This window comes from Kosakonia pseudosacchari (assembly GCF_900184035.1).
Taxonomy (GTDB): Bacteria; Pseudomonadota; Gammaproteobacteria; order Enterobacterales; family Enterobacteriaceae; genus Kosakonia; species Kosakonia pseudosacchari.
In genome coordinates this window covers 34,409-55,263 of sequence record NZ_FXWP01000009.1, presented here as the reverse complement: position 1 = coordinate 55,263, position 20,855 = coordinate 34,409, and the positions used below count along the sequence as shown (strand labels likewise).

Sequence of the window (20,855 nt, the reverse complement as noted above, 5' to 3'; positions counted from 1 at the left end):
GATGCGTACACTCATGAAATACGTTTTTTTAAAAGGATTTTTATCTATGTCCGCTTTTTACACGGTAATGAGTTGGCTGATTGTCTTAGGTTACTGGCTACTGATTGCTGGTGTAACACTGCGCATATTGATGAAACGCCGCGCGGTCACCTCTGCCATGGCGTGGTTATTGATTATTTACATCCTGCCGCTGGTTGGGATCATCGCCTATCTTTCCCTTGGTGAACTGCACCTTGGAAAACGTCGCGCCGAGCGCGCCCGCGCTATGTGGCCTTCCACCGCAAAATGGCTGAATGATCTAAAAAATTTCAAACATATTTTTGCGACAGAAAACAGCGGCGTGGCGTCATCGCTTTTCAAGCTCTGCGAGCGACGCCAGGGGATTGCCGGGGTTAAGGGCAACCAGTTGCAGTTACTCACCTCGACCGATGATGTGATGCAGGCATTGATCCGTGACATTCAGCTCGCCCGCCACAATATCGAGATGGTGTTCTACATCTGGCAACCTGGCGGAATGGCGGATCAGGTGGCCGAATCGTTAATGGCCGCAGCGCGCCGCGGCGTGCACTGTCGCTTGTTGCTGGATTCTGCCGGCAGCGTTGCCTTTTTCCGCAGCCCGTGGGCAACCATGATGCGAAACGCCGGTATTGAAGTGGTCGAGGCGCTGAAAGTGAATTTGATGCGTGTTTTCCTGCGCCGCATGGATTTACGCCAGCATCGAAAAATCGTGTTGATTGATAATTACATCGCCTACACCGGCAGCATGAATCTGGTCGATCCGCGTTTCTTTAAGCAAGATGCTGGCGTCGGTCAGTGGGTCGATTTAATGGCACGGATGGAAGGTCCAATCGCCACGGCAATGGGGATTGTCTACTCTTGCGACTGGGAAATAGAAACCGGAAAACGCATTCTTCCCCCGCCACCTGATGCCAACATCATGCCTTTTGAGGAGGCCAGCGGGCACACCATTCATACCATTGCTTCCGGACCAGGGTTTCCGGAAGATCTGATCCACCAGGCACTGCTAACCGCCGTCTACGCATCACGCGAATATTTAATTATGACCACGCCCTATTTCGTGCCCAGCGACGACCTGCTGCATGCGATTTGTACGGCAGCGCAGCGCGGTGTGGACGTGAGTATTATTCTGCCGCGTAAAAACGATTCGCTGCTGGTCGGCTGGGCCAGCCGGGCCTTTTTTGGCGAGTTGCTGGCCGCAGGCGTAAAAATTTACCAGTTCGAAGGCGGTTTGCTGCATACCAAAAGCGTGCTAGTTGATGGCGAACTGAGTCTCATCGGTACCGTGAATCTGGATATGCGTAGCCTGTGGCTGAATTTCGAAATTACGCTGGTGATTGACGATGCTGGTTTTGGTGGCGATCTGGCGGCCGTGCAGGATGATTACATCTCCCGCTCCCGCTTACTTGATGCCCGTTTGTGGGTAAAACGGCCGTTCTGGCACCGCATTGCTGAACGACTGTTTTACTTCTTCAGTCCGTTGCTGTAAAACGTGCCCAACAGACGTGAAGAGGTAATCATGGAAATGGATCTGAATAATCGCCTGACCGAAGACGAAACCCTTGAGCAGGCTTACGACATCTTCCTCGAACTGGCAGCGGACAATCTCGACCCGGCGGACATCATTCTTTTCAACTTACAGTTTGAAGAGCGTGGCGGCGCTGAGTTGTTCGATCCGGGCGAAGACTGGCAGGAACATGTGGATTACGATTTAAACCCGGACTTCTTCGCTGAGGTAGTCATTGGCCTTGCGGATACCGATGGCGGCGAAATCAATGACATCTTCGCACGCGTCTTACTGTGCCGCGAAAAAGATCACAAACTTTGCCATATTCTCTGGCGCGAATAAGCGCAGAAAGAGAACAAAAAAGGGCTGACAGTTGTCAGCCCTTTTTTATGCGTGGATTATAGCGGGTCGACTTTCAGACAAGAGACCGCATGACGGAAGCTACCCTCGAGCACCGGACGCGTCTGTGCACATTCAGGCCCGGCAATCGGGCAGCGAGTACGGAACACGCAGCCCGATGGCGGGTTGATTGGTGACGGCAAATCCCCTTCCAGCAGCTGTATCGTCTTGTTCTTTTCCCGATCCGGGTCCGGAACCGGCACCGCCGACATCAGCGCTTTGGTATACGGATGCAGCGGGTTCTGGTACACCTCGTCATAAGTGCCAAGCTCTACAGCATGACCGAGGTACATTACCAGCACACGGTCGGAGATATGCTTCACCACCGCCAGGTCGTGGGCGATAAAGATCAGCGAAAGCCCCATTTCACGTTGCAGTTGTTGCAGCAGGTTAACGACCTGCGCCTGGATTGACACATCCAGCGCGGAAACCGGTTCATCACAAATAATCAGTTTCGGTTCGAGGATCAGCGCGCGGGCAATACCGATACGCTGACACTGACCACCGGAGAATTCATGCGGATAGCGGTTTATCAGGTTCGGCAGCAGCCCCACTTTCATCATCATCGTCTTAACGCGGTCGCGCACTTCCTGGCGCGACATTTTCGGATGATAGGTGCGCAGCGGTTCGGCGATGATTTCACCGATGGTCATACGTGGGTTCAGTGATGCCAGCGGATCCTGGAAAATCATCTGGATATCACTGCGGACGTCGCGCCACTCTTCCTGCTTCATTCCCAGCAGATCTTTACCCAGCCAGGCCACTTTTCCGTCGGTGGCTTTCACCAGACCAATAATGGCGCGAGCAAAAGTCGACTTACCGCAACCGGATTCGCCCACCACGCCGAGGGTTTCCCCTTCGTACAGACGCAGCGTGACGCCATCAACCGCTTTCAGGGTTTTCGGCGGTTGCCAGAACCACTGCTTGCCATCTTTGATGTCGAAATGCACCTTCAAATCGGCGATTTCCAGCAGCACTTTTCTCTCATCAATCGCGGTATTCATACCAGTTCCTCCACCGATTTAAAGCAGGCGCGCAAACGGCCCGGGGCAAACTCCTCCAGCGGTGGAGCACTGTTACAGATTTCCATCGCGTGCGGGCAGCGCGGCTGGAACGGGCAGCCTTTCGGCAGACGCAGCAGGTTCGGCGGGTTGCCCGGAATGGTCAACAACGCTTCGCCCTCCGTGTCGAGGCGCGGTACCGCGTTCAGCAGGCCGATCGAGTACGGATGCGATGGCTGATAGAACACATCACGCGCTTTGCCATACTCCATGGTACGGCCAGCGTACATCACCAGCACTTTGTCACAGATACCGGCGACAACACCCAGGTCATGGGTGATCATAATGATTGCGGTGTTGAATTCGCGTTTCAGCTCATTCAACAGGGTCATGATCTGCGCCTGAACAGTCACGTCCAGCGCGGTAGTCGGCTCATCGGCAATCAGCAGTTTTGGCCGGCACAATAACGCCATTGCGATCATCACGCGTTGGCGCATACCGCCGGAAAACTCGTGCGGATACATGCGCATGCGTTTACGCGCTTCCGGCATTTTTACTGCGTCGAGCATTTTGACGGACTCTTCAAATGCTTCCGCTTTGTTCATGCCTTTGTGCAACATCAGGACTTCCATCAACTGCTCACCCACGCGCATATACGGGTTCAGCGAAGTCATCGGGTCCTGGAAAATCATCGAGATCTGCTCGGCGCGCAGTTTGTTCAGCGCCTGCTCCGGCAGGTTAAGGATCTCTTTGCCGTTGAACGTCGCCGAGCCGCCAATGCGCCCGTTCGCCGCCAGTAACCCCATCAGCGCAAACGCTGTCTGGGATTTACCGGAACCCGATTCACCCACGATACCCAGTGTTTCACCGGCACGCAGCGAGAAGTTCAGGTCATTCACCGCGGTGACATCGCCATCCGGGGTCTGGAAGGTAACACGCAGATCTTTCACGTCCAGCAGGAGATTGGATTGCTGCTGCGTCGCCGACGCGAATGAGGTTTCAGTTATGCTCATAACAGCACTCCTTAACGGTCTTTCGGATCGAGGGCATCACGCAGGCCATCGCCGATAAAGTTAAAACAGAACAAAGTGATAACCAGGAAACCTGCCGGGAACAGCAGCAACCACGGCGACACTTCCATTGAGTTCGCACCGTCGCTTAACAGCGCGCCCCAGCTGCTCAGCGGTTCCTGGGTGCCCAGACCGAGGAAGCTCAGGAAGGACTCGAACAGGATCATGCTTGGCACCAGCAGTGAGGCATACACCACCACCACGCCCAGCACGTTTGGCACTATGTGGCGCACAACGATATTGGCGGTAGAAACTCCGCCCACCTGCGCCGCTTCGATAAACTCTTTACGTTTCAGGCTTAAGGTCTGGCCGCGCACAATACGCGCCATATCGAGCCAGGAAACCATACCGATAGCAACAAAGATGAGCAGAATGTTTTGCCCAAAGAATGTCACCAGCAGGATCACGAAGAACATAAACGGGAAGGAGTTGAGGATCTCCAGCAAACGCATCATCACCGAGTCTGTTTTACCGCCCAGGTAACCGGAGAGTGAACCGTACAGCGTCCCCAGGATAACGGCCACCAGCGCGGCAGCGATACCCACCATCAGCGAGATACGCCCGCCGATCGCCACACGCACCAGCAGGTCGCGACCGGAAGAGTCAGTACCAAAATAGTGACCGGACTCCATATCCGGCTGGCTGGACATCATGCCCCAGTCGGTATCGAAATAGCTAAACTGCGACAGCATCGGTGCTAATGTCACAAACAGGGCTATTAGCAGTAATACGATCAGACTCGCCACCGCAGCACGGTTATGCATAAAGCGACGGCGCGCGTCCTGCCACAGGCTTCGTCCTTCGACTTCAAGTTTCTCACTGAAGTTTTCCAGCGCCTCGCTGTTTTTCTTACTTAACATCATGGCGAACTCCAGTATTAATAACGGATCTTCGGATCGATAACGGCATACAGCACATCAACAATCGCGTTAAACAGAATGGTCAGCGTGCCAACCAGGATGGTCAGGCTCAGCACCAGCGAATAGTCACGGTTCAGCGCGCCATTAACGAACAGCTGGCCGATACCCGGCAGACCATAAATGGTCTCGATAACCATGGAACCGGTAATGATGCCGACAAACGCCGGGCCCATATAGGAGAGCACTGGAAGCAGTGCGGGTTTGAGCGCATGACGGAAAATGATCCGGCGCATCGGTAAACCTTTGGCACGCGCAGTGCGAATAAAGTTTGAGTGCAGAACTTCAATCATCGAACCGCGAGTGATACGCGCGATGCTGGCAATATAAGCCAGTGACAACGCCACCATCGGCAGGATCATGAATTTCAGTGCTCCGCCATTCCAGCCGCCCGCGGGCAGCCACTTCAGCACGATGGCGAAGATCATCACCAATAATGGCGCAACAACGAAGCTCGGGATAACGACCCCGGTCATTGCCAGCCCCATCACCGTATAGTCCCACCGGGTATTCTGGTTAAGCGCAGCGACGACACCGGCCGTAACGCCAAAGACAATCGCCAGAATAAAGGCCGCCGCACCTAATTTTGCAGAAACCGGGAAGCTTGCCGCTACCAGGTCATTCACGGTGTAGTCTTTGTATTTGAATGATGGCCCGAAATCGAAATGCGCCAGCTGTTTCAGATAACTGAAATATTGCGTGGTGATCGGGTCGTTTAAATGATATTTCGCTTCAATATTCGCCATAACCTCTGGCGCCAGCGCACGTTCACCGGTAAATGGACTTCCCGGCGCGAGACGCATCATAAAGAACGAGATGGTAATAAGAATGAAAAGTGTTGGGATCGCTTCAAGACAGCGACGTAGGATAAATTTCAACATTGCCCGTACCTTCTGGCCTGTGCCTTTTACACATTCTCTTTCAGGCGGTTAAGCCTGCGACCGATGTGTGTTCTGGTGCGATAAAATAAGACACTGTGGGGCAGGTCGCCCTGCCCCACTCATTGCCATTAATGCTTGATAATATACAAGTTTTTAACGTAGATATTATCCATCGGGTCTTTACCGGTGTAACCACCAACCCAGGTTTTCACCAGACGGGCGTTCACGTAGTAGTAAACCGGAACGATCGCCGAGTCTTTATCCAGTTGCTGTTCAGCTTTGGAATAAAGTTCGCTGCGCTGTGCTTCGTCAGTCACTTTCAGCGTGTCGCCGATCAGCTTGTCAAACGCCGGGCTCTTATAGTGCGCGGTGTTGTTTGAGCTGTCAGAGAGCATGGTATTCAGGAAGGAGGTCGGCTCGTTGTAGTCCGCACACCAGCCCGCACGTGCAACATCAAAGGTGCCCTGATGACGCGTGTCGAGGAAGGTTTTCCACTCCTGGTTTTCCAGCTTCACGTCTACGCCAAGGTTTTTCTTCCAGATGGAAGCCACAGCGATCGCCAGTTTTTTATGCAGATCGGAAGTGTTATACAGCAGGCTGAACGACAGCGGTTTGTCTGCGGTGTAGCCCGCTTCGGCCAGCAGTTTTTTCGCTTCAGCGTTGCGCTGTTCCTGGGTCATTTTGAACCATGCCGGTTCAGTCAGTTTTGCACCATCGGTGTACGGCGGCGTGTAGCTGTATGCCGGCAGATCGCCCTGGTTTTTCACTTTGTTGACGATGATGTCGCGATCCAGCGCCAGTTTCAGCGCGGTACGAACGCGAACGTCAGTGAACGGGGCTTTCTGGTTGTTGATTTCGTAGTAGTAAGTGCACAGGTACGGGTCAACGTGTACTTCTTTAGGGATCTCTTTTTTCAGTTTCTGGAACAGTTCGATCGGCATGTTGTTATAAGTCATGTCGATTTCGCCGCTGCGGTAGCGGTTAACGTCTGTCACTTCAGAAGAGATTGGCAGGTAAGTGACCTGGTTAATAACGGTTTTCGCGTTATCCCAGTAATTGGTGTTGCGCTCAAGAACGATACGTTCGTTGACCACCCAATCTTTCAGTTTGTAAGCACCGTTGGTCACGATGTTAGCCGGCTGCGTCCATTTTTCACCGAATTTTTCAATGGTGGCTTTAGGCACAGCGGAAACAGACGGGTGAACCAGCAGTTTATAGAAATAAGGAACCGGCTCGCTCAGAGTAACTTCGAAGGTGTAATCATCAATTGCTTTTACGCCAAGATCGCTGGTCGGTTTTTTGCCAGCGATAACATCGTCGATATTGGCGATGTGACCGTACTGCAGATAGCTCGCATACGGAGAGGCGGTTTTCGGATCCGCCAGGCGCTGCCAGCTATAAACAAAATCATGCGCCGTTACAGGCGTACCGTCGGACCATTTCGCGTTTTTACGCAGATGGAAGGTCCAGACTTTAAAATCTTTATTATCCCATGTCTCTGCGACACCGGCGGTCGGATGCCCCTGAACATCGGAGATCAGCAGACCTTCAAACAGGTCGCGGTTGATGTTGGATTCAGGAACCCCTTCGATTTTATGCGGGTCGAGAGATTGCACTTCAGAACCGTTGTTACGAACCAGCGTTTGCTTCTCCGCCAGTTGTACTCCTGCCGGTACGTCGGCAGCCATTGCCGCGTTACCGGTAATTAGCGCAGTCAAAATCCCCGCAGCTACCAGACTTTTCTTTGTGATGATGGACATTGTGTTGTTACTCCACTCATTATAATTACTGACGTTCACGCCAGCGTGTTTCATCCCCTGTTGGGGGCCTGTATAGCGCAGGAGCTTTTTGGCGCTATCAGACATCTTTTTTTACTGCTGCTATCACCGACTTTTTTATTACGGACTGCTCAAACGGCAATCTTGCGTCGATTCTGTTACGCGTCTCCCCTGTCGAGACGCGCTGTATTCACTGTGAGAATCGTTTTATATGAAAACGATTCTCATCTGAGCTGTTTATTCTGCAAATTATAAGGTCGAGAAACATAATGGGCGGAAAATAACAAATGCCCTCTTCTGCCGCCAATACATTTTGCAAATTTGTTAACCATTTCTCTTTTACGGCGCAGCATCAACCGCAAGGCGATAGCTTTTCAGCCTCCCTGTTACTTTTTTATCTATTATTATCAATGAGATAAATGAACATCACCGCCGTGTGATGTTTTTCGACTGATGCTGTGCTTTTTTGCACAAAAAAGCAACAATTGACTACTTTTTAGCACATTCATCTGCGAGAAGATTGAAAGTACTAATATCATTTCAAGTATGTCACGGCAAGCCCAATAGTATGATGTGACAGAAATAACAGGTGTGATTGCGCGAATTCCGCACAGCAGAGATTCTTTATACTTATAATCCACTGATAGAAAAAAGATTTTCTGATTAGTGTAATTTATTATACTTTCTGCTGTTTTGCGGATTCGTCATATGTTTTGCTGATTTTGCGCGTTCCTTTACAGCGATTTTTCTCTTTACAACGGCTATCGCTATATAAAAGAAAGCATAACGACAACCTTTTATTTCCTGGTCCTATTAAAGGAAGAAGTGAATCAGTTCAGCAAACCAGGAAATAGCGATCTCGCCCCGGCAACAATAAACTCAATACCGAGCGCCATGAGTAATAACCCCATAATACGTGTAATGACGTTAATACCCGTTTGCCCAAGCAAACGCACCAGCCAGGGCGCGATACGAAATAACCCCCAGGAGCTGAGTGCAAACAGCGCGATCGCGACGGTGAAACCGATAAGATGCTCAACCGTGTGGTAGCGCGTTCCCCAAACAATCGTGGAACTGATTGCCCCCGGTCCCGCCATTAGAGGTAAAGCTAGCGGCACCACGCCGATACTTTCGCGAATGGCTGTCTCTGACTTCTCTTGTTTATTCTGCTTATCTTCACCCAGTTTCCCGCTGATCATCGACATGGCGATAGTCACCACCAGAATGCCCCCGGCAATACGGAACGAATCGATCGAAATACCAAACAGCTGCAATATCGCATCCCCAAGAAACAGTGACGTCCAGAGAATAATGGCTACGGAAAGATTGGCGGTGAGATTCGTTTTATTCCGCGCGGCGGTCATCTGGTAGCTGGTCATGCTGATAAAGACCGGAATAATGCCGACCGGGTTGACCAACGCAAACAGGCCAATAAAAAATTTAAAATAGAGGGGAAGATCGAACACGATGTGCTCCACAGTAGGTTTCGTAACGTTGTCAGATAAATAACCTATCGGCGCGACAGGAAAATCCATGCAGAAGATACGCGTTTTCGCCGCGCAGTTCATCATGATTTCCGTGGAAATTCGCAGCAATACAGCATGTTATTCAGTTGTGGGAATTGTGATAATCTTAGAGCGCGCCTGGCCATATGCCATTAACATTTGCTACAAATGCCTAAAAATGGGCTGCTGAAAGGTGTCAGCTTCGCTGAAATTTGATGTAGATCACGCAATGCTTACTCAGAAGTGGGTAATCTTGATGGCACGAAAAGAGCTCAAAAGTGTCAGTAAGTGCGTTGTATCCTCGAGGCTCTTTCAGTAAATCAGTGGTGGATGGTTTAGCGTTAACTCTTTGTTTTTACGAAATTTACGCAACCTGCAGCCGGTCTGTCTATACTTTTCAATTAGGCAGCTGGTTTACTAAAAGAGTTTAAACATTATCAGGAGAGCATTATGGCTGTTACTAATGTCGCTGAACTTAACGCACTCGTTGAACGCGTGAAGAAAGCCCAGCGTGAATATGCCAACTTTACTCAAGAGCAAGTAGATAAAATCTTCCGTGCTGCCGCTCTGGCCGCCGCAGATGCTCGTATCCCGCTGGCAAAAATGGCGGTCGCCGAATCTGGCATGGGTATCGTTGAAGACAAAGTGATTAAAAACCACTTCGCTTCCGAATATATTTATAACGCGTATAAAGATGAGAAAACCTGCGGCGTGCTGTCTGAAGATGACACCTTCGGCACCATTACCATCGCAGAACCCATCGGCATTATCTGTGGTATTGTTCCGACCACTAACCCAACCTCCACCGCCATCTTTAAATCGCTGATTAGCCTGAAGACCCGTAACGCAATCATTTTCTCCCCGCATCCGCGCGCTAAAGATGCCACCAACAAAGCAGCTGATATCGTACTGCAAGCAGCTATTGCCGCTGGTGCTCCGAAAGATCTGATCGGCTGGATTGACCAACCGTCTGTTGAACTGTCCAACGCATTAATGCACCACCCGGATATCAACCTGATCCTCGCCACTGGCGGTCCGGGCATGGTAAAAGCGGCATACAGCTCCGGTAAACCGGCTATCGGTGTCGGTGCAGGTAACACCCCGGTTGTGATTGATGAAACTGCCGATATTAAACGTGCAGTAGCGTCCGTACTGATGTCTAAAACCTTTGATAACGGCGTTATCTGTGCTTCTGAACAGTCCGTTGTTGTCGTTGATTCTGTCTATGACGCGGTTCGTGAGCGTTTCGCCAGCCACGGTGGTTACCTACTTCAGGGTAAAGAGCTGAAAGCTGTTCAGGACATTATCCTGAAAAATGGTGCGCTCAACGCCGCTATTGTTGGTCAGCCTGCTTACAAAATCGCTGAACTGGCCGGTTTCACTGTTCCAACGACCACTAAAATCCTGATTGGTGAAGTGAAAGTTGTCGATGAGAGCGAGCCGTTCGCACACGAAAAACTGTCCCCGACGCTTGCAATGTACCGCGCGAAAGATTTCGAAGACGCGGTCGAAAAAGCTGAGAAACTTGTCGCCATGGGCGGTATCGGTCACACCTCTTGCCTGTATACCGACCAGGATAACCAGCAGGAACGTGTTTCTTACTTCGGTCAGAAGATGAAAACCGCGCGTATCCTGATTAACACCCCGGCTTCTCAGGGTGGTATCGGTGACCTGTATAACTTCAAACTCGCGCCTTCCCTGACACTGGGTTGTGGTTCCTGGGGTGGTAACTCCATCTCTGAAAACGTTGGTCCGAAACACCTGATCAACAAGAAAACCGTTGCTAAGCGAGCTGAAAACATGTTGTGGCACAAACTTCCGAAATCTATCTACTTCCGCCGTGGCTCACTGCCAATCGCGCTGGATGAAGTGATTACTGATGGTCACAAACGCGCGCTTATCGTGACTGACCGTTTCCTGTTCAACAACGGTTATGCAGACCAGATTACATCTGTACTGAAAGCGGCCGGTGTTGAAACCGAAGTGTTCTTTGAAGTTGAAGCAGACCCGACACTGACCATCGTACGTAAAGGTGCTGAGCTGGCGAACTCCTTCAAACCGGACGTGATTATCGCCCTGGGCGGTGGTTCCCCGATGGACGCCGCAAAAATTATGTGGGTGATGTACGAACATCCGGAAACCCATTTCGAAGAACTGGCGCTGCGCTTTATGGATATCCGTAAACGTATCTACAAGTTCCCGAAAATGGGCGTGAAAGCGAAAATGATCGCTATCACCACCACTTCCGGCACCGGTTCTGAAGTTACGCCGTTTGCGGTAGTAACGGATGATGCTACCGGTCAGAAATATCCACTGGCAGACTATGCTCTGACGCCGGATATGGCGATTGTCGATGCCAACCTGGTGATGGATATGCCGAAATCCCTGTGCGCCTTCGGTGGCCTGGATGCGGTAACTCACGCGCTTGAAGCTTACGTTTCCGTACTGGCTTCTGAATTCTCTGACGGCCAGGCGCTGCAAGCGCTGAAATTGCTGAAAGAGAACCTGCCAGCTTCTTACAACGAAGGTTCCAAAAACCCGGTTGCTCGTGAACGCGTTCACAGTGCTGCTACCATCGCCGGTATCGCCTTTGCCAACGCCTTCCTTGGTGTGTGCCACTCCATGGCGCACAAACTGGGTTCGCAGTTCCACATTCCGCACGGTCTGGCTAACGCCCTGCTTATCTGTAACGTTATTCGCTATAACGCGAACGACAACCCGACTAAGCAGACTGCGTTCAGTCAGTATGACCGCCCGCAGGCACGCCGCCGTTATGCAGAAATCGCCGACCATTTAGGTCTGACTTCTGCCGGTGACCGTACTGCAGCGAAGATCGAAAAACTGCTGGCATGGCTGGAAAGCATCAAAGCTGAACTGGGTATTCCGAAATCTATCCGTGAAGCTGGCGTTCAGGAAGCTGACTTCCTGGCCAACGTGGACAAGCTGTCTGAAGATGCGTTTGATGACCAGTGTACCGGTGCTAATCCGCGCTATCCGCTGATCTCCGAACTGAAACAGATCCTGCTGGATACTTTCTACGGTCGTGAGTACAAAGAAGGTGAAGTGGCAGCAGTGAAAGCTGAAGCTGCTCCAGTTAAAGCAGACAAAAAAGCGAAGAAACTCGCTTAATTGTTAACGCTAATAAAAAACCCGCTTCGGCGGGTTTTTTATTGCTAACGAGAGAAAACGAAAAGCTAACCTCTGGCACGTTGCTGAATCGTCGTTAAAGATCCTTCTAGCAGGGCTTCTTTGTAGTGTTTGCGGCACACGGATATATAGCGTTCATTACCGCCAATGACCACCTGTTCCCCTTCGTTATAAGGGCGCCCCGCTTGATCAAGGCGCAGCACCATACTGGCTTTACGCCCGCAGAAACAGATAGTTTTTAGCTCAACCAGTTTATCCGACCATGCCAGCAAATACTGGCTGCCCACAAATAACTCACCGCGAAAATCCGTGCGCAAACCATAACAGAGCACAGGAATATCCAGTTGATCGACAACTTCAGATAACGCATAAACCTGTTCACGCGTTAAAAACTGGCACTCGTCAACCAGCACACAGTGCACAGCTTGTTGTTGATGCTCAGCGTTGATTTCGTCAAACAACAACGAGTTGTGATTAAACAAACGCGCAGGTGAAGATAAACCGATACGAGAGCTAACCTTGCCTGCTCCGAAGCGATCGTCAATTTCGGCGGTATAAACCACCGTGCGCATTCCTCTTTCCTGATAATTGTAAGAGGATTGTAGTAACGCCGTTGATTTCCCCGCATTCATTGCTGAATAGTAGAAATAAAGCTGTGCCATTGCGTGCTAAACCCCAATCAAAGTGTGATATTCCCGGCGCGAAGTGTACCATATTTTATCTGGTCGTCCTGTCGTCGCTTCGCGAATGAAGTAAATCACTCCTCAATAGCGGACTCACACATATTCCAATAGTTAATCATCGGTGTTGTTACTGCCAAAGAAACAGCAATAAGAAATTCATGATCTTACAAATTTTTTAATCGGAACATTCTCACCCAAACATACGGAAATTATTAATAATTTAAGGAAGACGCACTTTCCACACCGGAATACCCAAGGTCGATATTTATCCATAATGGCTATAAACGCGGATCGGATTAATCAGAAGTTAATGCATAAACACGCTGTCAGCGGCGCTGACAGTACATCGGTATAAGCGGTTTTTTTGTGCGTTTCTTCAAGAAAAATTTAAGTTAGCGATATTTATAAATCGACTTAATAAAGCGGCATTTTGAATTCCTTACATTCACAGCTATTGCACTGACGAAATTAACGCTCTATTATTAGCCCGACAAACCACCCCAATATAAGTTTGAGATTACTACAATGAGCGAAGCACTTAAAATTCTGAACAACATCCGTACTCTTCGTGCGCAAGCAAGAGAATGCACTCTGGAAACGCTCGAAGAGATGCTGGAGAAATTAGAAGTTGTGGTTAATGAGCGCCGCGAGGAAGAAAGCGCTGCCGCAGCCGAAGTTGAAGAGCGTACGCGTAAATTACAACAATATCGTGAAATGCTGATCGCTGACGGTATTGATCCGAACGAATTGCTGAACAGCATGGTTACCGCTAAGACCGGTACTAAAGCAAAACGTGCAGCACGCCCGGCTAAATATAGCTATGTTGATGAAAATGGCGAGACCAAAACCTGGACGGGTCAGGGTCGTACTCCGGCAGTCATCAAAAAAGCAATGGACGAGCAAGGTAAACAACTCGACGATTTCCTGATCGAAGAGTAATCAAGCCAGATTTCAAAAGGATCCCGCCAACTGGCGGGATTTTTTTGATAAAGCACACATTCTCTTCACAAATATAGTGTATGACATCTGGAATATACGTTTCTCAAATGCGTATTGCTCAAATCCTGGGCAATTCATTTATTGTTTCGTGCTATATCTTCTGTGCAGCTTCGATGTTACCTTTCCATTCGGAACATTCAAAAATAAAAAAGGCCGGAGATAAGCAGTGCGATGCACTATTATCTCCGGCCTTATTCCGGCTATAGAAAGCGTATTATGCTTTCCCGGCACCGACGGTTTCTTCGAGCCAGGCTTTAAATTCCGCACCCAGCGAATTGTGACGAATCCCGTACTCTACGAATGCGCGCATATAGCCAAGTTTATTACCGCAGTCATGGCTTTTGCCTTTCATATGATAGGCTTCTACGGTTTCTTTTTCGATCAGCATATCGATAGCATCGGTAAGCTGGATCTCATCGCCCGCTCCCGGAGGGGTTTTCGCCAGCAGCGGCCAAATTTCTGCGCTCAGAACATAGCGACCCACAACGGCAAGATTAGATGGTGCGACGTTCGCTTTTGGTTTTTCAACCACGCCCACCATCGGAACGCTATCACCCGGATTCAGCGTTGCGCCTTTGCAATCCACCACGCCGTAAGCGGTAACATCATCCACAGGCTCAACCATGATCTGGCTGGCACCGGTTTCGTCAAAACGTTTAATCATCTCTGCCAGGTTATCCTGGGAGAGATCGGATTCATATTCATCCAGAATCACGTCCGGCAGAATAACTGCTACGGGCTCGTTACCGACTACCGGGTGTGCACACAATACAGCGTGTCCCAAGCCTTTCGCCAGCCCCTGGCGCACCTGCATAATAGTCACATGCGGCGGGCAAATAGACTGAACTTCTTCCAGCAACTGACGTTTTACGCGTTTTTCCAACATTGCTTCGAGTTCGAAGCTGGTATCGAAGTGGTTTTCGATAGAGTTTTTAGATGAATGTGTTACCAGAACGATTTCGGTAATGCCGGCAGCGATACACTCATTTACGACATACTGAATTAATGGCTTATCAACCAGCGGCAACATTTCTTTAGGAATTGCCTTAGTCGCTGGTAACATCCTGGTTCCCAATCCCGCAACCGGGATTACTGCTTTAGTCACTTTCGAATTTATTGCAGCCATTGAAAATCTCCTGGACTGTCCATGCTTGAACATGTTCATGAATTAACTCGCGTCTGAGTATATCAGTACCAACCCATCGACCAGGTCTGAAAAGGACGCGCTAACATCTAATTAGGACTAATACGCATAAACTGCGGCGATAGTACCACCCGTTTTTATGCGGAGGGTAAATCTATCTGCAATGTATGATTCGATCGCTCATTCCGCGCTCAACATTAAACGCAGACGCCCGCCAGCGCCCCATACCTGACATTGCCAGGAGTCGCAACGCTGACTCAGCTGATTTAAATAGGTATTACCAAGCGTACCGAGAGGCACCCCATTGCTGATTTGAATTTGATGATCACCGGTATTTAACGTTGCGTTAAGACCAGCCGAAACGAGTATCAGATTTTTCAATTCACTGTGGTAATAGCCCACAAGCAGTGGAAACTGGCCGGGTAAATTAGCCTGGTGCAATAATTGGTTTACCTGCTTGAGCAGCGCGCCCATCTCGGGTAAGCGCTGGCGCTGATGAGAAAGTTGTTCTTGCAGCAACCCATTAAATAAGGCTCGCAACAGCAGCGCCGCCAACACACCGTTATTTTCTGCGCGCGTCACATCCAGACAATAAAACGCCAGGTCCTGACCTGATATCGGCGCAATATCAAGCACCAGACCGGGGCTTTCAACAGAAACCAGTTGGCGATAATTAACCCGGCAACCGGAAATAACTTGTTGCACCGGGGGCTGGAGCTCTTTCAGTAAATTCGCCGCGGCCTGAGGATTATCGACCAGCGCGTCCCAGTCCTGGAACAAGCGCTCCTCTTCCTCAACGCGCGAATTAAACATATTGGGATAAAGGCAGGCGAAGAGCGTTTCTTTTAATCGATTAAGATCTTTAACGGGTTTAAGAACGACATCCTGAACACCAAGACGCAATGCTTTAGCGATATCGGCCATATTTTCTGTCGCCGATATTACGAGCACCGGCGTTTGCATTCCCCGATTGCGTAACGTCTCAATGAGAACAAGGCCATTCATGCGCGGCATAGCAAGATCGCAAATCATCAGATCGGGTTTGTTTGCTGCCAACAGCTCAAGCGCGACGACCCCATCTTCTGCCAGCAGCGTTATCGCGCCTAAAGACTGCAGCCACGAATCCAGCAGAGAGCGGAAAACGGGCTCGTCTTCAACGATCAGTATCTGTTTTCCGGCCAACGGCTGCGTCATCTTATCTCCCCTGCCTGACGATAGATCAATAGTGGCATGCTTCACCGATAATCGCCTGTCAGAATTTGCTGAAGTCTATAAAAAATCTACTTACGAAAGGGTTCGTGCTAAAGGAAGCAATTCATCCATTTTCTTTTCTGTCGCCAGTTGCCCCGCTGCAATAGCAGCATCAGCCCGATGAAAATCGAGCGTCGAAATTTGTGGGCAGAGAGGTTGCAACAGAATATCTGGCGGATCGCCAGCCATACGATTACGTTTCAGTCGGTTCTCAAGCACCTGAATCGAGGTGCTCATGATTTCCATCGCAGTGGGCGCGATCGGCCGTTTTGGCGTTATCCGCCCCAGCCGTTCACGCAGGCGTTGATGCCAACGCTGCGTGGCAACAGTGTCGCTGTCTTTATCATTATTAGAAAGATTCACCGACAGCAGATCTTGCTGCATCAGGTGGGCGTCATGCTGCAAATCCACCGCAATCACCACATCAGCGCCCAGCGCGCGGGTAAGGGAAACCGGTACGGGATTCACCACCGCGCCATCCACCAGCCAGTAACCATTATGCGGAACCGGTGACATTAACCCGGGCATACTGCAGGAGGCGCGAACAGCATGATGTAAATCACCTTCAGTGAACCAGAGCTCGCGCCCGGTGCTAAGGTTGGTTGCCACGGCGCCAAAGCGTTTCTGGCAGTGAGTAAAATCCGCGTACGGCAACAACTGGCGATACTGATTGAACACGCGTTCACCACGCAACAGACCACCGCGCTGCCAGGAGAGATCCATCAGTCGCAACACATCCCAGTAGCGAAAAGAGCGTACCCATTTTTCCAGCGCTGGCAGACGTCCACACGCGTAAGCGGCACCGACCAGTGAGCCAATGGAACACCCCGCTACAATATCAATTTCGATACCCGCGCGCTGTAATGCATTAATCACGCCGATATGTGACCAACCTCTGGCCGCGCCGGAACCGAGCGCCAGACCAATTTTTACCTTTCTCATAACGCTTATTTTACTTCCCCCGGCTTACTGTAGCCACAGCGCTACGGCTCAGTTAACATATCGCTACCCTGGCGCTAACGCGCCGTTATTTTTATTCCTGGAATGCTATTTTGTCACAATCTTGCCCTTGCGGTAGCGCTCTGGAGTATAGCCTATGTTGCCAGCCTTATCTGTCTGGCAGGCAGGTTGCGCCGGATCCGTCACGCCTGATGCGTTCGCGCTATACGGCTTTTGTGTTACATCAGTCAGAGTACCTGGTAAAAACCTGGCACCCGTCTTGTGGCGCTGAGGCGTTCCGCCAGCAAATTGAAACGGGCTTTGCGGCGACCACATGGCGCGGTCTGACGGTATTTGAACATGCTTACGGCGAAAATGATAACGAAGGCTTCGTCAGCTTTGTGGCGCGGTTTAATGAGCACGGCAAAGACGGCGCAATTATCGAACGTTCCCGATTCTTAAAGGAGAACGGCCAGTGGTACTATATCGACGGAACGCGGCCGCAATTTGGCCGTAACGATCCCTGCCCTTGCGGGTCAGGTAAAAAATTTAAAAAGTGCTGCGGGCAATAGGCCTGCCAACACCTTACAGCAAACACCATCAACAGGATTTACCCGGCAATGCATTCAACACAACGTAAAATTTTGCGCACCATTTGCCCAGACCAGAAAGGCCTCATCGCGCGGATCACGAACATTTGTTACAAGCACGAACTGAACATTGTGCAGAATAATGAGTTTGTCGATCACCGCACCGGTCGCTTCTTTATGCGTACCGAGCTCGAAGGCATTTTTAACGACGCCACGCTGCTTGCGGATCTCGATAGTGCGCTCCCGGAAGGTTCTGTGCGTGAGCTGAATCCAGCCGGTCGCCGCCGCGTCGTCATTCTGGTCACCAAAGAGGCGCACTGCCTTGGCGATTTGCTGATGAAAGCCAATTACGGCGGCCTGGATGTCGATATTGCCGCCGTGATTGGCAACCATGAAACGCTGCGGTCTTTAGTTGAACGTTTTGATATCCCGTTTGAACTGGTTAGCCATGAAGGGCTGACACGTGAAGCCCACGACCAGCAGATGGCGCAGGCCATTGAAGCGCACCAGCCGGATTACGTGGTGCTGGCAAAATATATGCGCGTATTAACACCAGAGTTTGTGTCTCGCTTTCCGAATAAAATCATCAATATTCACCACTCATTCCTGCCCGCTTTCATCGGTGCCCGCCCCTATCATCAGGCTTACGAGCGTGGCGTGAAGATAATTGGTGCTACTGCGCACTATGTGAATGACAATCTGGATGAAGGCCCAATCATTATGCAGGACGTGATTCATGTCGATCACACCTATACCGCCGAGGATATGATGCGCGCGGGTCGGGATGTCGAGAAGAACGTATTGAGCCGCGCGTTGTACCAGGTTTTAGCGCAACGCGTGTTCGTTTACGGCAACCGCACGATTATTCTTTAACCGTTCATTAAATGCGTTGTTCGGCTTTGCATCGTTACGGGCAAAAAGCAGACAACTGATTCATTTTTCTCGTTTCAACGCTTTACAGCGGCGCGTCATTTGATATGATGCGCCGCGCTTCCCGAGATGGAAGCATGCCAGTAAGAAATTGCTTTACCCCGTGGTGGGGTTCCCGAGCGTTCATAAGGTAGCTGACTGCAAATCTGCCGTCATCGACTTCGAAGGTTCGACTCGAGTACCAGCGAGAGAACGTTGCCAAAGGCAACGGCCCGGAGGGTGAGGAGCGTTAGCTCCGAATAATCCTTCCTTTCGCAACATCGCAACAATAATGTAATACCCCGTGGTGGGGTTCCCGAGCGGCCAAAGGGAGCAGACTGTAAATCTGCCGTCATCGACTTCGAAGGTTCGAATCCTTCCCCCACCACCATCTACCTTGTGCATCGACAATTTGATTTTCCCCTGGTGGGGTTCCCGAGCGGCCAAAGGGAGCAGACTGTAAATCTGCCGTCATCGACTTCGAAGGTTCGAATCCTTCCCCCACCACCATCTCTTCAAATAAAACCCTGTATTCAAACCGCTCAGTTCCTGCTTACCTTACCAATCCGGGAAGGACGAGAACCTTCGATTAAGGTTCGACTCGAGCAACGCGTGAGAACGTTGCCGCAACGGGGAAAACCAGGCGCGCCGCGCGGCTGGCAGTTGAACCTTACAGCGGCGGTAACCGACGTTTAACCGGTGAGCTCTTCACTATCGATGTATTGCACTGCGCATATTCGGCAATGCCATCAAGCAAGCTATCCAGTTGCTCGATTGAGCGCACCACCAGCCGCATCACAAAGCAATCTTCCCCCGTCACTTTGTCACACTCGATGCATTCCGGCAGCGCCTGGAGCATTTTATCCACTTTCTGCAACATACCGGGCATCGGGCGAACACGCACCAGCGCCTGCAAGCGGTAATCCAGTGCGGTCAGGTTTACGCGCGCGCCATAGCCTTCTATCACGCCGCGCTCTTCCAGGCGTTTCACGCGCTCTGCCGTGCTGGGCGATGTCAGCCCCACTCGCGCACTTAATACTTTCAGTGACTGGCGCGCATCCTCTGCCAGGCAGGCAAGAATAGCCCTGTCGATATCGTCAATAAGGTAATCCATCATCTTCACCTAATTTTTAAAGGAATTAGTCGCCATACACCTTACAACAACCATATAAAGCTGGTCGCCGTTTTTTCACAATATGCCAACAACGTTCAGGAGATGAAAAATGAAAACTATCCCTAATGGCACCTGGCAGATGAGCCTGGCGATGCTGATTTCCGGGTCGATTGGCGCATTTGTATTGCTTAGCGGTTTGCCAGTGATTGATGTGGTGTTCTGGCGCTGCCTGATTGGTGCAGGCGCGCTATTTCTTTTTATCCGCGTTGGCAGACAACCGTTCGCGCGCCTTGCGTTCCCGGTGTTACTGCTGGCAATAGCGGGCGGCATCGCGCTGGTGATTAACTGGCTGCTGCTGTTTGCCGCTTACAGCCGCATTTCAATGGGGCTCGCCACGGTGGTCTATAACACCCAGCCTTTTATGTTAGTGCTGATGAGTATGTTGCTCGGCGAGCGCGTCACGCTGGCGAAATGGGGATGGCTGTTACTGGCGTTTTCCGGGGTGGTGCTCCTGTTGCTCAGTGAATTACATCACCCGAACGCGCAGTGGCTTATCGGCATTGCCATGGCGCTGGGCGCTGCTTTTTTCTATGCCGTCACCGCGTTAATTGCCCGCCACCTTAAGCAACTTCCGCCACAGCATATCGCCCTGATTCAGGTACTAACCGGCACGGTAATGTTATTGCCGCTGGTTCATCTGCCCACGACCGGCGGGACATTGCCGTGGGGTATTCTGCTAACACTCGGCATTGTGCATACCGGCGTGATGTATCAGCTGTTGTATAGCGCGATACAAAAGTTACCTACACCACTGATTGGCTCGCTGTCGTTTATCTATCCGCTGGTGGCGATTGTGGTGGATAACGCGCTGTTTGGGCATACATTAAGCGCGGTGCAAATGGCGGGAGGTGTGTTAATCCTGCTGGCTGCCGCCGGCAATAACCTTGGCTGGGGTGAGCGAAAAAGCGCGCCCGCGATAATGCCAACGCGACAGTAAAAAAAA

Annotated in this window: 18 protein-coding genes, 2 tRNA genes and 1 other RNA gene; 10 read left to right on the top strand and 11 right to left on the bottom strand. The window is 50.8% G+C overall.

Annotated features, from left to right (window positions below; translation table 11 throughout):
• The first annotated feature begins 46 nt into the window (after positions 1-46).
• Complete coding sequence (gene cls / locus BN2591_RS02300; RefSeq protein ID WP_016495845.1) at positions 47-1,507, top strand: cardiolipin synthase; 1,461 nt, start codon at positions 47-49, stop codon at positions 1,505-1,507.
• Positions 1,508-1,537: 30 nt separating this feature from the next.
• The gene (locus tag BN2591_RS02295) at positions 1,538-1,867 is read left to right on the top strand and encodes an HI1450 family dsDNA-mimic protein (RefSeq protein ID WP_016495844.1); all 330 of its coding nucleotides are present in this window, start codon (positions 1,538-1,540) and stop codon (positions 1,865-1,867) included.
• Positions 1,868-1,923: 56 nt separating this feature from the next.
• Here the strand turns inward: BN2591_RS02295 and oppF are convergent, their stop codons facing one another.
• The 6 genes from oppF to BN2591_RS02265 all read right to left on the bottom strand — a co-directional run bounded on the left by oppF (position 1,924) and on the right by BN2591_RS02265 (position 9,040).
• Entirely contained in the window at positions 1,924-2,928 is a 1,005-nt protein-coding gene (gene oppF, locus BN2591_RS02290) for a murein tripeptide/oligopeptide ABC transporter ATP binding protein OppF (protein WP_016495843.1), read from the bottom strand.
• The gene (oppD, locus tag BN2591_RS02285) at positions 2,925-3,938 is read right to left on the bottom strand and encodes an ABC transporter ATP-binding protein (protein WP_045513483.1); all 1,014 of its coding nucleotides are present in this window, start codon (positions 3,936-3,938) and stop codon (positions 2,925-2,927) included. Before oppD ends, oppF begins: the two co-directional genes overlap by 4 nt.
• A gap of 11 nt (positions 3,939-3,949) precedes the next feature.
• Positions 3,950-4,858, bottom strand: a complete 909-nt coding sequence (gene oppC, locus BN2591_RS02280; RefSeq protein WP_086868649.1) for an oligopeptide ABC transporter permease OppC — start codon at positions 4,856-4,858, stop codon at positions 3,950-3,952.
• A gap of 14 nt (positions 4,859-4,872) precedes the next feature.
• Entirely contained in the window at positions 4,873-5,793 is a 921-nt protein-coding gene (gene oppB / locus BN2591_RS02275) for an oligopeptide ABC transporter permease OppB (RefSeq protein ID WP_016495840.1), read from the bottom strand.
• 128 nt (positions 5,794-5,921) lie between these two features.
• Positions 5,922-7,553 carry an oligopeptide ABC transporter substrate-binding protein OppA gene (gene oppA / locus BN2591_RS02270; RefSeq protein WP_025263594.1) on the bottom strand — a complete coding sequence of 544 codons (1,632 nt, stop codon included), beginning with the start codon at positions 7,551-7,553 and terminating at the stop codon, positions 5,922-5,924.
• Positions 7,554-8,401: 848 nt separating this feature from the next.
• The gene (locus BN2591_RS02265; protein ID WP_370447798.1) at positions 8,402-9,040 is read right to left on the bottom strand and encodes a YchE family NAAT transporter; all 639 of its coding nucleotides are present in this window, start codon (positions 9,038-9,040) and stop codon (positions 8,402-8,404) included.
• 486 nt (positions 9,041-9,526) lie between these two features.
• On the opposite strand from BN2591_RS02265, the gene adhE reads away from it, so the two are divergent.
• Positions 9,527-12,205: a bifunctional acetaldehyde-CoA/alcohol dehydrogenase gene (gene adhE / locus BN2591_RS02260; protein ID WP_086868647.1), complete on the top strand. Its 2,679-nt coding sequence runs from the start codon at positions 9,527-9,529 to the stop codon at positions 12,203-12,205.
• A 65-nt stretch (positions 12,206-12,270) separates the two neighbouring features.
• Here adhE and tdk read toward each other — a convergent pair whose 3' ends face one another.
• Positions 12,271-12,885 (bottom strand): thymidine kinase, encoded by a 615-nt coding sequence (tdk, locus tag BN2591_RS02255; protein ID WP_086868645.1) that lies wholly within the window; start codon positions 12,883-12,885, stop codon positions 12,271-12,273.
• A gap of 546 nt (positions 12,886-13,431) precedes the next feature.
• On the opposite strand from tdk, the gene hns reads away from it, so the two are divergent.
• A complete protein-coding gene (gene hns, locus BN2591_RS02250; protein ID WP_017457162.1) occupies positions 13,432-13,845 on the top strand; it encodes a histone-like nucleoid-structuring protein H-NS in 414 nt (137 codons plus the stop codon).
• Between the two features lie 274 nt (positions 13,846-14,119).
• Here the strand turns inward: hns and galU are convergent, their stop codons facing one another.
• The 3 genes from galU to rssA all read right to left on the bottom strand — a co-directional run bounded on the left by galU (position 14,120) and on the right by rssA (position 17,242).
• On the bottom strand, positions 14,120-15,031 hold the full coding sequence (galU, locus tag BN2591_RS02245) for a UTP--glucose-1-phosphate uridylyltransferase GalU (protein WP_086868643.1): 912 nt from the start codon (positions 15,029-15,031) through the stop codon (positions 14,120-14,122).
• Between the two features lie 198 nt (positions 15,032-15,229).
• The gene (rssB, locus tag BN2591_RS02240; RefSeq protein WP_086868641.1) at positions 15,230-16,243 is read right to left on the bottom strand and encodes a two-component system response regulator RssB; all 1,014 of its coding nucleotides are present in this window, start codon (positions 16,241-16,243) and stop codon (positions 15,230-15,232) included.
• Positions 16,244-16,333: 90 nt separating this feature from the next.
• Complete coding sequence (gene rssA / locus BN2591_RS02235; protein ID WP_086868640.1) at positions 16,334-17,242, bottom strand: patatin-like phospholipase RssA; 909 nt, start codon at positions 17,240-17,242, stop codon at positions 16,334-16,336.
• Positions 17,243-17,352: 110 nt separating this feature from the next.
• Between rssA and BN2591_RS02230 the strand changes: the two genes are divergently transcribed.
• From BN2591_RS02230 to BN2591_RS02210, 5 genes are all read left to right on the top strand, one after another.
• Positions 17,353-17,811 carry a YchJ family protein gene (locus BN2591_RS02230; protein WP_086868638.1) on the top strand — a complete coding sequence of 153 codons (459 nt, stop codon included), beginning with the start codon at positions 17,353-17,355 and terminating at the stop codon, positions 17,809-17,811.
• A gap of 48 nt (positions 17,812-17,859) precedes the next feature.
• Complete coding sequence (gene purU, locus BN2591_RS02225) at positions 17,860-18,702, top strand: formyltetrahydrofolate deformylase (protein WP_016495830.1); 843 nt, start codon at positions 17,860-17,862, stop codon at positions 18,700-18,702.
• A gap of 171 nt (positions 18,703-18,873) precedes the next feature.
• A non-coding RNA gene (locus BN2591_RS02220) (RtT sRNA) lies at positions 18,874-19,019 on the top strand.
• Between the two features lie 25 nt (positions 19,020-19,044).
• Positions 19,045-19,129 (top strand) — tRNA-Tyr (locus BN2591_RS02215).
• Between the two features lie 34 nt (positions 19,130-19,163).
• Positions 19,164-19,248: transfer RNA gene (locus BN2591_RS02210), tRNA-Tyr, on the top strand.
• Positions 19,249-19,408: 160 nt separating this feature from the next.
• On the opposite strand, the gene BN2591_RS02205 is transcribed toward BN2591_RS02210, so the two are convergent.
• Entirely contained in the window at positions 19,409-19,852 is a 444-nt protein-coding gene (locus tag BN2591_RS02205; protein ID WP_086869905.1) for an Lrp/AsnC family transcriptional regulator, read from the bottom strand.
• A gap of 109 nt (positions 19,853-19,961) precedes the next feature.
• Here BN2591_RS02205 and BN2591_RS02200 point away from each other — a divergent pair, with 109 nt between their 5' ends.
• A complete protein-coding gene (locus tag BN2591_RS02200; protein ID WP_086868636.1) occupies positions 19,962-20,849 on the top strand; it encodes a DMT family transporter in 888 nt (295 codons plus the stop codon).
• Positions 20,850-20,855 lie beyond the last annotated feature (6 nt).

Excerpts from the sequence above, each read along its gene's own strand:
- oppD (WP_045513483.1), bottom strand. The coding sequence starts at position 3,938 with ATGAGCATAACTGAAACCTCATTCGCGTCGGCGACGCAGCAGCAATCC.
- adhE (WP_086868647.1), top strand. The coding sequence starts at position 9,527 with ATGGCTGTTACTAATGTCGCTGAACTTAACGCACTCGTTGAACGCGTG.
- rssB (WP_086868641.1), bottom strand. The coding sequence starts at position 16,243 with ATGACGCAGCCGTTGGCCGGAAAACAGATACTGATCGTTGAAGACGAG.
- BN2591_RS02205 (WP_086869905.1), bottom strand. The coding sequence starts at position 19,852 with ATGGATTACCTTATTGACGATATCGACAGGGCTATTCTTGCCTGCCTG.
- oppA (WP_025263594.1), bottom strand. The coding sequence starts at position 7,553 with ATGTCCATCATCACAAAGAAAAGTCTGGTAGCTGCGGGGATTTTGACT.
- cls (WP_016495845.1), top strand. The coding sequence starts at position 47 with ATGTCCGCTTTTTACACGGTAATGAGTTGGCTGATTGTCTTAGGTTAC.
- oppB (WP_016495840.1), bottom strand. The coding sequence starts at position 5,793 with ATGTTGAAATTTATCCTACGTCGCTGTCTTGAAGCGATCCCAACACTT.
- BN2591_RS02295 (WP_016495844.1), top strand. The coding sequence starts at position 1,538 with ATGGAAATGGATCTGAATAATCGCCTGACCGAAGACGAAACCCTTGAG.
- hns (WP_017457162.1), top strand. The coding sequence starts at position 13,432 with ATGAGCGAAGCACTTAAAATTCTGAACAACATCCGTACTCTTCGTGCG.
- tdk (WP_086868645.1), bottom strand. The coding sequence starts at position 12,885 with ATGGCACAGCTTTATTTCTACTATTCAGCAATGAATGCGGGGAAATCA.
- galU (WP_086868643.1), bottom strand. The coding sequence starts at position 15,031 with ATGGCTGCAATAAATTCGAAAGTGACTAAAGCAGTAATCCCGGTTGCG.
- BN2591_RS02200 (WP_086868636.1), top strand. The coding sequence starts at position 19,962 with ATGAAAACTATCCCTAATGGCACCTGGCAGATGAGCCTGGCGATGCTG.
- rssA (WP_086868640.1), bottom strand. The coding sequence starts at position 17,242 with ATGAGAAAGGTAAAAATTGGTCTGGCGCTCGGTTCCGGCGCGGCCAGA.
- oppF (WP_016495843.1), bottom strand. The coding sequence starts at position 2,928 with ATGAATACCGCGATTGATGAGAGAAAAGTGCTGCTGGAAATCGCCGAT.
- oppC (WP_086868649.1), bottom strand. The coding sequence starts at position 4,858 with ATGATGTTAAGTAAGAAAAACAGCGAGGCGCTGGAAAACTTCAGTGAG.
- purU (WP_016495830.1), top strand. The coding sequence starts at position 17,860 with ATGCATTCAACACAACGTAAAATTTTGCGCACCATTTGCCCAGACCAG.